Origin of the sequence: Mesorhizobium sp. B2-6-2, assembly GCF_006440615.1 — a bacterium.
GTDB lineage: Bacteria > Pseudomonadota > Alphaproteobacteria > Rhizobiales > Rhizobiaceae > Mesorhizobium.
The window spans coordinates 570,417-584,780 of record NZ_VFUG01000001.1 but is presented as its reverse complement, the minus strand read 5'-3'; the positions used below and the strand labels follow the sequence as shown (position 1 = coordinate 584,780).

Below are 14,364 nucleotides of genomic sequence, written 5' to 3'. Positions count from 1 at the left end.
CTGCCATAAAACAGAGCCGGCCGATCAACATCCCTGTGCAGTGCCACTAGATCATTTCCAGGCCGCGCTTGCGCGTCGGCGGCGGGAATGCGCGATCGAGCTCGGCGAAATCCTCCGCAGTCAATTGGATATCGAGCGCGGCGGCGTTCTGGCGGACATGCTCCTGGCGGGCAGCCTTCGGAATGGCGATGACGCCTTCCTGCGCCATCGCCCAGGCAAGCGCGATCTGCGCGGCGGTTGCGTTGTGGCGCGCAGCGACCGCCTCCAGCCGGGCATTGCGGGCCAGCGCACCCTGCTCGACCGGCGAATAAGCCATAAGCGGGATGCCGCGCTTCACGCACCACGGCGCAAGGTCGAATTCCGGGCCGCGCCGCGACAGATTGTAGAGCACCTGATTGGTCTGGACGTTGGCGCCGGACGGCAGCCCGACAAGGTCCTCCATCTCGTCCGTGTCGAAATTGCTGACGCCCCAGTGGCGGATCTTGCCTTGCGACTTCAGCGCCTCGAACGCCTCCACGGTTTCGGACAGCGGCACGCTGCCGGGCCAATGCAGCAGATAGAGATCGATGCGGTCGGTAGCGAGGCGCTTCAGGCTGCTCTCGCAGGCGCGCTTCACGCCGGCGCGCGAGGCGTTGGAGGGCAGCACCTTGGAGACCAGGAAGGTCTCGTCGCGGCGCCCGGCGATGGCTTGCGCCACCACCTCCTCGGCGCCGCCATCGGCATACATTTCCGCCGTGTCGATCAGCTTCATGCCGAGGTCCAGCCCAAGCTTCAGCGCCGCGACATCATCGGCGCGGCGACGCCGGTCCTCACCCATCTTCCAGGTGCCTTGGCCCAGCACCGGGACGGTCTCGCCCGACGGCAGCTTCAAGGTTCTGATCGACGAGGGCATGGCGTTCTCCGCGTAAGGCTGGATCGCAGCACAGCCACAGCCGGAAATCCAGACCGACGCCGGCTGGCCGCCCGGATTTCCCGCAGTGACTATTTCGCCGGATGCTTGGCGAGCCAGTCCTGCATCTGCTTGATCTCGGCTTCCTGTGCCGCGACGACGCCTTCGGCGAGCTTGCGGATTTCCGGATCCTTGCCATTGGCGATCACCACCTTGGCCATGTCGATGGCGCCCTGATGATGCGGGATCATGCCGCGGACGAAATCGACATCGGCATTGCCGGTGTATTTGATCGTCATGTCCTTGTGCATCTTCTTCATCGCCTTCTCGTAGCCGACGGTGGCCGGGCTGTGGGCGCCCATCGCCATCTTGGACATGTCGTGCTTCATCTCCTCCGACGAGGCCGGCACGCTTTCGAGGAACACGGCGAGCAGCATTCCGGCCGCCATCAAAAGCAGCACGATTTTCTTGGCCAGAGTCATTCAGGTCTCCTTCTGTTGGATTTCGTATCTGGGGGTCTTGCTCAGAGTTTCAACGTTCTCAGCCGCAAGGCATTGGCGATAACCGACACCGACGACAGGCTCATCGCCGCCGCGGCGATCATCGGCGACAGCAACGTGCCGGTGAGCGGATAGAGCACGCCGGCCGCGACCGGCACGCCTAGCACGTTATAGAGGAAGGCGAAGAACAGGTTCTGGCGGATGTTGCGGATCGTCGCCTGGGCGAGCGTGCGTGCCCTGACGATGCCGTTGAGGTCGCCCTTGACGAGCGTGATGCCGGCGCTTTCGACCGCGACATCGGCGCCGGTGCCCATGGCGATGCCGACATCGGCGCCGGCCAGCGCCGGCGCGTCGTTGACACCGTCGCCAGCCATGGCGACGCCGGCGCCCTTGGCACGCAGTTCCTCGACCAGCGCGCCCTTCTCATCCGGCAGCAACCCGGCGCGGACCTCGTCGATGCCCAGCCTGCCGGCGATCGCTCGTGCCGTGCGCTCGTTGTCGCCTGTCGCCATGATGATGCGCAGCCCCTTGTCGTGCAGCGCCTTGATCGCCTCGGCCGTCGTAGTCTTTACCGGATCGGCGACAGCGACGATGCCGGCGAACCTGCCGCCGACGGCCACGAACATGGCCGTCTTGCCTTCGGCCTGCAGCGCCTCGGTATTGGCAGCCGACGTTCCGACGCCGAGGTCTGCCATCATCGCCGCATTGCCGAGCGCGACCTTCCTGCCCGAAACCGTGCCCGAAACGCCCTTGCCGGTAATGGCTTCGAAATCGACCGCGTCGGCCAGCTCCAGGCCGCGCGCGGCAGCGCCCTCGACGATGGCCTCGGCCAGCGGATGCTCGGAGCCCTTTTCCAGCGCGGCCGCGAGGCCCAGCAGCTCGTTCTCGTCGATGCCGTCGGTGGCAACGACGTCGGTAAGCCGCGGCTTGCCCTCGGTCAGCGTGCCGGTCTTATCGACGATCAGCGTGTCGACCGAGGCGAAACGTTCCAATGCCGCCGCTTCCTTGATCAGCACGCCGGCATGCGCGCCGCGCCCGGTCGCGGTCATGATCGACATCGGCGTCGCAAGACCGAGCGCGCAGGGACAGGCGATGATCAGCACCGACACCGCCGAGACGATGGCGAAGATCAGGCTCGGTTCGGGGCCGAAGATAGACCAGGCGATGAAGGCCAGGACCGCGACCAGAACGACGGCCGGGACAAAATAGAAGGACACGCGGTCGGCAAGACCCTGGATCGGCGCCCGCGAGCGCTGCGCCTTGGCGACCAGCTCGACAATGCGCGACAACGTGGTCTCGGCGCCGACCTTCTCGGCGCGCATGACCAGCGAGCCGTTCTTGTTCAGCGTGCCGCCGGTGAGCGTGTCGCCTTGCGTCTTCTCGACCGGCAGCGGTTCGCCTGTGATCATCGATTCATCGATCGCCGAGCGACCTTCGAGCATGATCCCGTCGACCGGGACGGCATCGCCGGGGCGGATTCGCAAGCGGTCGCCGGACTTGACGCTGTCGAGCGGCACGTCCTTCTCGGAGCCATCGGCGCCGATCAGCCGCGCCGTTTTCGGGGCAAGGTCCAAAAGCGCGCGGATGGCCGATCCGGTGCGCTCGCGGGCCTTGAGTTCCAGCACCTGGCCGAGAAAGACCAGCGCGACGATGACAGCGGCGGCCTCGAAATAGACCGGGACTGCGCCGTCATGACCGCGGAACTGATGCGGGAAGATGTCCGGGAACAGGGCGGCGACCACGCTGTAGAAGTAGGCGGCCCCGACGCCCAGCGAGATCAGAGTCCACATATTGGGGCTGCGGTTAAGGATCGATTCCCAGCCGCGATCGAAGAACGCAAACGCCGCCCACAGCACCACCGGGCTCGCCAGCGCCAGCTCTATCCAGGTCTTCGTGCGACCCTCGATGAGGGTTTCGAAGCTCAAGCCCAGCATCGGCGCCATGGCAATGACCAGGAGCGGCACGGAGAGCACCGCGCTGACCCAGAACCGGCGCGTGAAATCGACGAGCTCGGGATTCGGGCCTTCCTCGCCTGTCGGCACGCCCATCGGCTCCAGCGCCATGCCGCAGATCGGACAGGAGCCGGGCTTGTCGCGGACGATCTCGGGATGCATCGGGCAGGTGTATTGCGTGCCCTTGGGCATCGGCTGCGGCTCGGGCCGGCCGGAGAGGTATTTTGCCGGCTCCGCCTCGAACTTGGCCTTGCAACCGGGAGAGCAGAAATACAAGCCCTGGCCTTCATGGCGCAGAAAATGTGTGGCGCTTGCCCGATCGACATTCATGCCGCAGACGGGGTCGGTGGCGGAAAGATACGTTTCCGGCTCGGCCTGGAATTTCGTGCGGCAGCGCTCGCTGCAGAAATGAAACGTCCGGCCGCCATGCTCGGCCGTCGGCTTGCCGGCCGCCGGATCGACCGTCATGCCGCAGACAGGATCGCGAATCACCGCTTCGGTGTCGGGCGCGACATCCTTCGCAGAGCAGCAGCCGCCGCCATGCGCATGGTGGTGGTGGTCGGAATGGGTCATGCCAGGCCTCTGAATCTCAAACTTGAGGCGGAGGTAGTGCTTCCAGTAACTGGAAGGTCAAGGGATGGTTTGAATTTTTCCGGCTTTCGCCATCCGGCTTCGCGTGGCGTCCATCGCGCGCTGCCGGAGACGCGCCGCAGGCCCCCATACACAGCGCCTCGAAAACAGGCTATAGACGCCGCCGAATGGCAAAGATCTCCCTGAAACTCGACGAAATCATCGATGGCGACGCGCTGCGCCGCGACTTGACAGCGTTGACGGCGGCGAACGACGGCGACGGTTCAGGACCGGCTGTCCGGACGGCCGTGCTCCAGCTGCTCAAGGCCAGGATGGCCGAAGGGCGAAAGATCGCCGAGACCATGCTCAAGCAGGACGGCGGCGGCAATGCCTGCGCCGAGCGGCTGTCGCATCTGATGGATGACCTGATCCGGGCGCTCTATGATTTCGCCGCCACCCATGTCTACCGGGTCAAGAACCGGTCCGCGGCCGAGCGCATGGCGGTCGTTGCCGTCGGCGGCTACGGCCGCGGCACGCTGGCGCCGGGCTCCGACATAGACCTGCTTTTCCTGCTGCCCTACAAGCAGACCCCGTGGGGCGAGCAGATCGTCGAATACATGCTCTATATGCTGTGGGACATGGGGCTGAAGGTCGGCCACGCCACCCGCAACATCGACGAGTGCCTCAGGCTGTCGCGCGGCGACATCACCATCCGCACGTCGATCCTCGAGGCACGCTTCCTGTGGGGCGAACAGAAGCTCTATGAAGAACTGCTCACCCGTTTCGATCACGAAGTGGTGCGCACGACCGGGCCAGAATATGTGCAGGCCAAGCTCGCCGAGCGCGACGAACGCCACGCCAAGGCGGGCGAAAGCCGCTATCTGGTCGAGCCCAATGTCAAGGACGGCAAGGGCGGGTTGCGCGACCTGCAGACGCTGTTCTGGATCGGCAAATATTTCTACCGCGTGCGCACCGGCGAGGAACTGGTCGAGAAGGGCGTCTTTACCGAGGCCGAATATCGCGAATTCCAGAAAGCCGAGGATTTTCTCTGGGCGGTGCGCTGCCACATGCATTTCCTTACCGGCAAGGCGGAAGAGCGGCTGCATTTCGACATCCAGCGCGAGATCGCCGAGCGTCTGGGCTATACGACGCATCCCGGCCTTTCGGCGGTCGAGCGCTTCATGAAGCATTATTTCCTCGTCGCCAAGGATGTCGGCGACCTCACCCGCATCTTCTGCGCGGCGCTCGAGGAAGAGCAGGCCAAGCACGTGCCCGGCTTCAACCGCATCTTTCTCACCTTCTCGCGGCGCAAGCGCAAGCTTGCCGGCACTTCCGATTTCATCGTCGACAACCATCGCATCAACATCGCCGACGACAGCGTGTTCGAGCGTGATCCGGTCAATCTGCTCAGGCTGTTCTGGTTCGCCGACAAGCACGGGCTGGAGTTCCACCCCGACGCGCTGAAGCTGCTCACCCGCTCGCTCGGCCTGGTCAACAAGTCGCTCCGCCGCGACGAGGAGGCCAACCGGCTGTTCCTCGACATCCTGACGTCGGACCGCAATGCCGAGCTCAATCTCAGGCGCATGAACGAGGCGGGGCTGCTCGGCAGGCTGATCCCGGATTTCGGCAAGATCGTCGCCATGATGCAGTTCTCGATGTACCACCACTATACGGTGGACGAGCATCTGATCCGCTGCATCGGCGTGCTGGCCGAGATCGAGCGCGGCGACGGCGCGAAGGTGCATCCGCTGTCGCACACGCTGATGCCTAGCCTGAGAAAGAGCCGCGAGGCGCTCTATGTCGCGGTGCTGCTGCACGACATAGCCAAGGGCCGGCCGGAAGACCATTCGGAAGCCGGCGCCAGGATAGCGCGGCGCATCTGCCCGCATATGGGGCTGTCGGCCGCCGACACCGAGACCGTCGCCTGGCTGGTCGAGAACCACCTCGTGATGTCGATGACGGCGCAGACGCGCGACCTCAACGACCGCAAGACGATCGAGGATTTTGCCTCGATCGTGCAATCGGCCGAGCGGCTGAAGCTGCTTTTGGTCCTTACCGTCTGCGACATACGCGGTGTTGGGCCCGGCGTGTGGAACGGCTGGAAAGGCCAGCTGCTGCGCACGCTTTATTTCGAGACCGAGCTGCTTCTGACCGGCGGTTTCTCCGAAGTGTCGCGCGCCGAGCGCACGGCCGCGGCGCGCGAGCGGCTGGGCGAGGCGCTGTCCGCCTGGCCGGCGAAGGAGCGCAAGCGCTATGTCGCGCAGCACTACGAGAATTACCTTCTGGCGGTTGACCTGGCCGACCAGCTTCGCCATGCCGAATTCATCCGCGAGGCAGATGCGGCCGGCAAGAAGCTCGCCACCATGGTCAAGACGCATGAGTTCGAGGCGGTGACGGAGATCACCGTGCTGGCGCCGGACCATCCGCGCCTGCTTTCGATCATTGCCGGGGCATGTGCCGCGGCCGGCGGCAACATCGTCGACGCGCAGATCTTCACCACCTCGGACGGCCGCGCGCTGGATTCCATACTGATCTCCAGGGAGTTCGACCGCGACGAGGACGAGCGCCGCCGCGCCGAGCGAGTCGGCCGGCTGATCGAGGACGTGCTTTCGGGCAAGAGCTGGCTGCCCGAGATGATCGAGAAGCGCACCAAGCCGAAGCGCGGCGCCAAGGCGTTCCGGATTCCGCCGCGCGCCGAGATCCGCAACACGCTGTCGAACCGTTTTTCGGTGATCGAAGTCGAGGGGCTGGACCGGCCGGGCCTGCTGTCCGAGATCACCGGGACGCTCTCCGACCTGTCGCTCGACATCGCCTCGGCGCATATCACGACGTTCGGCGAGAAGGTCATCGACACGTTCTACGTCACCGACCTGACCGGACAGAAGATCGACAGCCCGACGCGCACGGCCACCATCCACAAGCGGCTGATCGATACGCTTGAAGGCAATTCGTCCGAACGCAACGGCAAGGCCAAGGCGGCCGCCGAGTGACATCCATTTGACGCAATTTTTCTGGCAGTCGTTCCCAGCATGAGCCTAGTCAAGAAATTCGCCACCGTCGCCTCCGGCACGCTGATGAGCCGTGCGCTGGGCTTCGGCCGCGAGATGCTGATGGCGGCAGCGCTCGGCACCGGACCGGTCGCCGATGCCTTCAACGCCGCCTTCCAGTTCCCCAACACCTTCCGCCGGCTGTTCGCCGAGGGCGCCTTCAACGCCGCTTTCGTGCCGCTGTTCGCCAAGGAGATCGAGCAGCATGGCACCGACGGCGCCAAGCGTTTCTCGGAGGAAGTGTTCGGCGTGCTGTTCTCCGCGCTTCTGGCGCTGACCATCGCGATGGAACTGGCGATGCCGCTGATCGTGCGCTACCTGGTGGCGCCGGGCTTTGCCGACATTCCAGGCAAGTTCGAGACGACCGTCCGGCTTGCTACGATCATGTTCCCGTATCTCATCTGCATGTCGCTCGGCGCCATGATGGCCGGCATGCTGAACTCGCTGCGCCGCTATTTCGCGGCGGCGATCGCGCCCGCCTTCCTCAACATCATCCTGATCGGCGTGCTCGCCTATGCCTGGTATCACGGGCTGGACGCGCATGATGTCGGTTTCGGCCTGTCCTGGGGCGTGCTGGCGGCAGGCATCGTGCAACTCGCCATCGTCTGGATCGCGGTGCGCAATGCCGGCATCTCGATCGGCTTCCGCCGGCCGAAGATGACGCCCAACGTCAAGCGGCTGCTGATCCTGGCGCTGCCGGCGGCGATCACCGGGGGCATCACGCAGATCAACCAGCTGATCGGCACGGCGATCGCGTCGGCGCAGAACAGCGCCGTATCGTCGCTTGCCTATGCCGACCGCATCTACCAGCTGCCGCTCGGCGTCGTCGGCGTGGCCGTCGCCATCGTGCTGTTGCCGGAACTGTCGCGGGCTCTGAAATCAGGCAATTTGGTCGAGGCAGCCAACCTGCAGAACCGCTCGGTCGAGTTCACCTTGTTCATGACGCTGCCCGCCGCCGCGGCACTCTGGGTGATGTCCGAGCCGATCGTGCGGTTGGTCTATGAGCGCGGCGCCTTCGCCGCTAACCACTCGACGCCGATCGTCGCCTCGATCCTGGCGATCTTCGGCCTCGGCCTGCCCGCCTTCGTTTTGATCAAGGCGTTCACGCCCGGCTATTTCGCCCGCGAGGACACGCGCACGCCGATGATTTTTGCCGCCATCTCGGTCGGCGTGAATGTCGCCACTGCGTTGACCTTGTTCCCGTCGATGGGCGCGCCGGGCATCGCGGTGGCTTCGGCCGTCGCCGGCTGGGTCAACGCGCTGATGCTGCTCGCCATGCTGATCAGGCGCGGCCATTGGGGCCGCGACCTGCCGCTCATGCGACGCATTCCCCGGCTGGTGCTCTGCGCCGTGATCATGGCCGTGGCGCTTTACTTCGCGGAGCGCCACTTTGCCGCGCAGATCGGGCCTGGCTCGCCGCTCGTGGTGAAGGCGACGACGGTGCTTGGGCTGGTCGCCGGAGGCGCCGCGCTCTACTTCATCGCCGCCTTCGGCACCGGCGGCGCCGATTTCGGGATGCTCCGGCGGAATGTGAAACGTCGTTCACCCAAGGCGCTACCGCCCGTCAGGGAACAGTCTCCAGATCCGTGAGTCGGAATTCGTTGGCCGTAGAAAGTATCGGAACGGCGTAGTATCGGGCGCAAGCGTAGTGGAAGCAGTCCGCCATGTTTAGGCGGACAGCATTGTTGCGAAACCGCGCAGCGGCCTCGACGGACAGGGATGTTGCCTCGGATGCAGGCGGAAGCTCGCGCAAGGCAATTGCCCGCTCTTCCAGAAAGCGGTCTACAATCTCCGCGCTTCTGGCGACCGGAATCGCCAGCTTTTCTGGTCGCGCGAGCGCCATCGCCGCCTCCCAAACGGCTATCGCCGACGTGAACGGTGCCGATGCCTTCATGACGGCCTGCGCGCATCGCTCGGCTTCCGTCTCGTTGCTCAGGATCGCGACGATGGCTGCGGCGTCGACAAACATCAGTCGTCGCCGGAAAGTTCATCATAAACGGACTGCGGCAGCGGTTTGCGCGCTTGTTCGCTAAGCTTGATTCCAAACTCGGCTCGCAGTCGTGCCGCCGTTTCCAGCGGCGTCTCGCGATTGCGCCGCCGCTCCAGGGCTTCGCGCATGGCGATTACGATCGCCTCGGTGATGCCGACCCCTTCAGCTTTGGCGAAAGCGCGCGTCAGCCTGTCGGCTTCCTTGTTGTTGATGTTGATAGTCACCGCTACATTCCTTTATGTAGTTAGAAATATGTAGCCTATGTACGACAATGTCAACGTACCGATGCCCCATGCCAGCTCGTCCGCGCCTCTTGATCCCGCAACCGGCTTCGTCCATAAGCGCGCCGTCGCAAGACTTTCCCCGCGCGCGGTATCCAGCCGCATGTTGGCTCCAAAAAGTCTGCAACTTTTTGGAAGCACGCTTAACGGCCCTCCACAAGCCATGAGGAATTCATGTCCGCCTTCAAGCCACTCGTCTTTTCGGGCGTCCAGCCGACCGGAAACCTGCATCTCGGCAACTATCTCGGCGCCATCAAGAAATTCGTCGCCCTCCAGGAACAGTCCGACTGCATCTATTGCGTCGTAGACCTGCATTCGCTGACGGCGCAGCTCGTGTATCAGGATCTGGGCGACCAGACGCGCTCGATCACCGCGGCGTTCCTGGCCTCCGGCATCGACCCCAAGAAGCACATCGTCTTCAACCAGTCGCGGGTCATGCAGCACGCCGAGCTCGCCTGGATCCTCAACTGTGTGGCGCGCATCGGCTGGATGTACCGGATGACGCAGTTCAAGGACAAGGCCGGCAAGGACCGCGAGAACGCCTCGCTCGGCCTGCTCGCCTATCCGAGCCTGATGGCTGCCGACATCCTGCTTTACCGCGCAACCCATGTGCCGGTGGGCGAGGACCAGAAGCAGCATCTGGAGCTGACCCGCGACATCGCCCAGAAATTCAACAACGACTTCTCCGAGAAGATCGCCGCCCTTGGCGTCGGCGTCGAAATGCAGGTCGGCGAAGAGACGGTGAACGGCTATTTCCCGATTACCGAACCGGTCATCGGCGGCCCGGCGGCGCGCATCATGAGCCTGCGCGACGGCTCGAAGAAGATGTCGAAGTCGGATCCGTCGGATCTCTCGCGCATCAACCTGACCGACGATGCCGATACGATCTCGAAGAAGATCCGCAAGGCCAAGACCGATCCGGAGGCCTTGCCGAGCGAGATCGACGGGCTGGAAAGCCGGCCCGAAGCGGAAAATCTCGTCGGCATCTATGCCGGCCTCGCGGAAATCTCGAAAGAAGAGGTGCTGAAGGAGTATGGCGGGCAACAGTTTTCCGTGTTCAAGCCGGCGCTTGCCGATCTTGCCGTGGAGAAGCTGGCGCCGATCGCTTCCGAGATGCGCCGCATCGAGGGCGACCGCGCCTATGTCGACGCCGTGCTCAGGGATGGCGGCGACCGGGCCCGCGCAATCGCCGAGGGCACGATGAAGACGGTGCGCGACATCATCGGCCTTCTGCAGGACTGATCCAGCGACCTCCTCGGACCATTGCCGCGCCGACCGGCGGCTTGCCGCCGGCCCGCGGCAGTGGCAGATTGCGACCGAAACCATACCGAGCAGATAGACATGGTCTCCAAACGCCTCAGCCGCGAAGCCGGCCATCGCCGCAAGTTCCTGGCGATCATCGACGACACGCCCGAATGCGAGCGTGCCGTCGCCTATGCCTCGAAACGGGCGCAAAGCACCGGCGGCGTGCTGGTGCTGCTCTACGTCATCGAGCCGGACGACTTCCAGCACTGGCTGGGCGTGGAAAAGATCATGCGCGAGGAAGCCACGGCGACAGCCCGCGCGGCGCTTGACGGCTACGCCAACAAGGTGCGCCAGCATGCGGGGATCGAACCGGAGCTGGTGGTGCGCGAAGGCAAGCCGCCGGAAGAAATCCACAAGCTGATCGAGGAAGACCAGGACATCGCCATCCTGGTGCTGGCCGCCGGCGCCGGCAAGGAAGGCCCAGGGCCGCTGGTCAGCGCGGTCGCCGGCCGGGGAGCCGCCTTCCCGATCCCCGTCACGGTGGTGCCGCAGAACCTGTCCGACGAAGAGATCGACAGCCTGGCCTGACTTGGAGGCCTTCCGGCCGGAGCCGGGCTGAATTCGCGGCGACCCAAGCTGATCCAAGAACAATGCTACCCTTGGCCGGCATTTGCGGCGCGCCATTTGGAATCGTCATATGCAACGTTCCAATGGAGAGCCTGTGGACAAGCCAACGCAGAAGGCAGCCCGAAGCGGAAGATCGAGGGCGAAGAGCAAGGATGGCGGGGCGCAGCCGCGCTCGGCGCCGGCACGAGCCCAGGAGAAAGCCCGGCAGGCGCCCCATGCGCAACAGGAGCGCAAGCAGCGCGTGCTGGCCAAGGGCCATCCGGCGATGGTCGACAGCATCGCCGGCGCGATTACCGTCAAGAACCTCGACCTCTATTACGTCATCGCCTCCGACGCGCAGATCCCTGTGAAGGACGGGCACGGTTTCGGGCTTTATTTTCACGACTGCCGGTTCGTCGGGGGCTATCAGATGACGTTGGCCGGTCTGGCGCCGGTCGTCTTGGCCTCGACCGCGCAGAAGGGTTACGCGGCGCTTTTTGAACTGACCAACCCAGACCTTCATTCCAAGCAGGGCCGGTTGATCCCCAAGGACGAACTCGGCATTCGCTGGGAACGCATCCTGGATGCCGACCAGACATGCGTGAGGGAAATCGTGACCGTCCAGAACCTTGGACACGAGGCGCACGACTTTCCGCTGACCTTGCAATTCGGCGCCGGCTTCGAGGACATCTTCAACGTGCGTGGGCTGGTGCAGCAAAATCTCGGCAGGGCCGAGCGGCCCGCCTGGCGGGACGGCAGGCTGCATTTCGTCTATCACGGCGCCGACCGGCTCCGCAGGATGACGACGATTGCGTTCTCGCCCCGACCCGATGCTTCATACAAGACGATGGCCGAATTCCAGATCGACGTGCCGGCGGGAGCCACGCGAACGATCGCGGTCACGATCGAGTTGAAGGAACAGCCGGAGGACGCCGCGGCGGACCGACTGAACCAGCGCCCGGCGGCCACGCTCGACGGCCTTGCCGACAGACTCCAGACAAACTCTGAAGAATGGCTGGAGCGGCATACGAAGCTCGACAGCGACAGCTTTCTGCTCAACAGCATCATGGACAGATCGCTGCGCGATGTGGCGATGCTGCGCTCGGAGTTGGGAAGCCGTGAATATTTTGCCGCCGGCGTGCCCTGGTTCGCTGCCCTGTTCGGCCGCGACAGCCTGATCGTCGCATTGGAGATGCTCGCCTTTCAGCCTGAGATCGCCGCCCAGACGCTGCGCCTCCTGGCCAGCTATCAGGGAAGCCGGACGGATCGGTGGCGGGAGGAACAGCCCGGCAAGATCCTGCACGAGCTGCGCGTCGGCGAGCTCGCGCGCGCCGGCGATGTCCCTCATGCCAGGTTCTACTGCACGGTGGACGCCACCCCGCTCTTCCTGCTGCTTCTCGGTCGCCACGCTGCCTGGACCGGCGATCTCGACCTGTTCCGCGAATTGCAGGCGCCGGTGGAAAAGGCATTGGACTGGATCGCCAAGGCCGGAGACGATCACGGCAAGGGCTATCTGAAGTATCGGAGCATGTCCGCCGAGGGGCTCGTCAACCAGGGATGGAAGGATTCGGGCAATGCCATCGTCAGGGCCGACGGCGACCTCGCCAAGCCGCCGATCGCGCTTGTCGAGGCGCAGGGCTATGTCTTTGCAGCCAAACTGGCCGTCGCCGATCTCTATGAGCGCAATGGCGAACCCGGTCGCGCCAAACAGCTTCGCCAGGAGGCCGACAGGCTTCGAAGACGCTTCAATCACGATTTCTGGTGTGAGGAGAAAAGCATCTTCGCGCTCGCGCTTGAAGCGAGAGGCCGGCAAGCCGCGGTCGTTTCGTCGAACCCCGGCCACGCGCTGTGGTGCGGTATCGCGGACCCCGACAAGGCTCGCCGGTCGGTCGCGCGTCTGATGCGGGACGACATGTTCAATGGCTGGGGCGTGCGTACGCTTGCCGCCTCGGAGCGGCGCTACAATCCTGTCGGTTATCATCTGGGAACAGTCTGGCCACATGATAATGCGCTCGTGGCCGCCGGCTGCAGGCAATATGGCGAGGACGACGCGGCGCTGCGGATCTTCACGGCGGTCGCCGAGGCTGCGATGCATTTTCGCCATCACAGGCTGCCTGAAGCGATGGCAGGCTTTCCACGCGCGGATTTCCAGGTGCCGGTGCACTATCCGGTGGCTTGTCACCCTCAGGCCTGGGCGGCCGGCGCCGTGCCCTTCATGCTGACGGTGTGCCTCGGCCTGGAACCCGACGCCTTCGCGAAAAAGCTGCGGATCGTGCGGCCGCGACTGCCCGGTTTCGTGAACCATATCGAGCTTCGCGGACTGCGCGTCGGCAAGGGCAGCGCCGATCTCGAATTCAGGCGAACGAAAACAGGCGCCGAGGTCGATATATTGCAGACGAGTGGACAACTGACCGTCGAAGTTGGAGGATGACGGCTGCCACGGTTCGGATACCCGCCATGGCAAAACATTCCGCCAGCCAGCCGTTCCATCGACGCGTTTCGCTTGAATGTCCAGCCGATAGAGCCTATTTAGAATTATTCCAAACTATCGGCCCGGGAAGGGCCTGGAGATACCCATGTTCATCCAGACCGAATCGACGCCGAACCCGGCGACGCTGAAATTCCTGCCGGGCAAGGAAGTGCTGCGCGAAGGCACAGCCGATTTCCGCAACGCCGAAGCCGCGGCGGAGGCCTCGCCGCTGGCCGGCCGCCTGTTCGAGATCCCGGGCGTCACCGGCGTCTTCTTCGGCTATGATTTCATCACCGTGACCAAGGACGGTCCGGACTGGCAGCACCTGAAGCCGGCGATCCTCGGTGCCATCATGGAGCATTTCATGTCCGGTGCGCCGGTCATGGCCGCGACCGCTCCGGCGAGCGAAGCCGGCGAGACCGGCGAGTTCTACGACAAGGCGGACGAAGAGCTGGTGCTGACCATCAAGGAACTGCTCGACACGCGCGTGCGCCCGGCCGTTGCCCAGGACGGCGGCGACATCACCTTCCGCGGCTTCGAGAACGGCACCGTGTTCCTGCACATGAAGGGCGCCTGCGCCGGCTGCCCGTCATCGACGGCAACGCTGAAGCACGGCATCCAGAACCTGCTTCGCCACTTTGTTCCGGAAGTCCAGCAGGTCGAGCAGGTCGCCTGAGAAATCCACTTCGCCGGCAGCGCGGCGAAGCGAATTCCGATCCAAGATCGCAAAAACAGCAAAAACAAAAAACCGGGCCCCAACAGCCCGGTTTTCTGTTTTTGGACGTCTTGTTGTTGCCTAGACGGTCCGCTTGCG

Annotated in this window: 11 protein-coding genes; 6 read left to right on the top strand and 5 right to left on the bottom strand. The window is 64.3% G+C overall.

All coding sequences use genetic code 11. From position 1 onward, the window contains the following. Positions 1–46: 46 nt before the first annotated feature. From FJ419_RS02920 to FJ419_RS02910, 3 genes are all read right to left on the bottom strand, one after another. On the bottom strand, positions 47–892 hold the full coding sequence (locus tag FJ419_RS02920; RefSeq protein ID WP_140687366.1) for an aldo/keto reductase: 846 nt from the start codon (positions 890–892) through the stop codon (positions 47–49). A gap of 89 nt (positions 893–981) precedes the next feature. Further along, positions 982–1,371, bottom strand: coding sequence for a DUF305 domain-containing protein (locus FJ419_RS02915; RefSeq protein ID WP_140687364.1), 390 nt, complete (start codon positions 1,369–1,371; stop codon positions 982–984). 41 nt (positions 1,372–1,412) lie between these two features. Beyond that, a complete protein-coding gene (locus tag FJ419_RS02910; RefSeq protein WP_140687362.1) occupies positions 1,413–3,914 on the bottom strand; it encodes a heavy metal translocating P-type ATPase in 2,502 nt (833 codons plus the stop codon). A 185-nt stretch (positions 3,915–4,099) separates the two neighbouring features. Between FJ419_RS02910 and FJ419_RS02905 the strand changes: the two genes are divergently transcribed. Together FJ419_RS02905 and murJ are read left to right on the top strand one after the other, a co-directional pair. Next, positions 4,100–6,901, top strand: coding sequence for a [protein-PII] uridylyltransferase (locus FJ419_RS02905; RefSeq protein ID WP_140687360.1), 2,802 nt, complete (start codon positions 4,100–4,102; stop codon positions 6,899–6,901). A gap of 39 nt (positions 6,902–6,940) precedes the next feature. Then, positions 6,941–8,548, top strand: a complete 1,608-nt coding sequence (murJ, locus tag FJ419_RS02900; RefSeq protein ID WP_140687358.1) for a murein biosynthesis integral membrane protein MurJ — start codon at positions 6,941–6,943, stop codon at positions 8,546–8,548. Here murJ and FJ419_RS02895 read toward each other — a convergent pair. Together FJ419_RS02895 and FJ419_RS02890 are read right to left on the bottom strand one after the other, a co-directional pair. Continuing rightward, positions 8,523–8,927: a type II toxin-antitoxin system VapC family toxin gene (locus tag FJ419_RS02895; RefSeq protein ID WP_140546776.1), complete on the bottom strand. Its 405-nt coding sequence runs from the start codon at positions 8,925–8,927 to the stop codon at positions 8,523–8,525. The two genes, murJ and FJ419_RS02895, sit on opposite strands and share 26 nt — an antisense overlap. After that, positions 8,927–9,172, bottom strand: a complete 246-nt coding sequence (locus FJ419_RS02890; protein ID WP_095766111.1) for a type II toxin-antitoxin system VapB family antitoxin — start codon at positions 9,170–9,172, stop codon at positions 8,927–8,929. The genes FJ419_RS02895 and FJ419_RS02890 overlap by 1 nt, the downstream gene beginning before the upstream one ends. Before the next feature lie 231 nt (positions 9,173–9,403). Between FJ419_RS02890 and trpS the strand changes: the two genes are divergently transcribed. The 4 genes from trpS (at position 9,404) to FJ419_RS02870 (ending at position 14,226) form a co-directional block, all read left to right on the top strand. Further along, complete coding sequence (trpS, locus tag FJ419_RS02885; protein WP_140687356.1) at positions 9,404–10,471, top strand: tryptophan--tRNA ligase; 1,068 nt, start codon at positions 9,404–9,406, stop codon at positions 10,469–10,471. 99 nt (positions 10,472–10,570) lie between these two features. Next, the gene (locus tag FJ419_RS02880; protein ID WP_140629021.1) at positions 10,571–11,062 is read left to right on the top strand and encodes a universal stress protein; all 492 of its coding nucleotides are present in this window, start codon (positions 10,571–10,573) and stop codon (positions 11,060–11,062) included. 133 nt (positions 11,063–11,195) lie between these two features. Next, a complete protein-coding gene (locus FJ419_RS02875; protein ID WP_181170588.1) occupies positions 11,196–13,511 on the top strand; it encodes an amylo-alpha-1,6-glucosidase in 2,316 nt (771 codons plus the stop codon). A 145-nt stretch (positions 13,512–13,656) separates the two neighbouring features. Then, a complete protein-coding gene (locus tag FJ419_RS02870) occupies positions 13,657–14,226 on the top strand; it encodes a NifU family protein (RefSeq protein WP_095766114.1) in 570 nt (189 codons plus the stop codon). Positions 14,227–14,364: the final 138 nt, after the last annotated feature.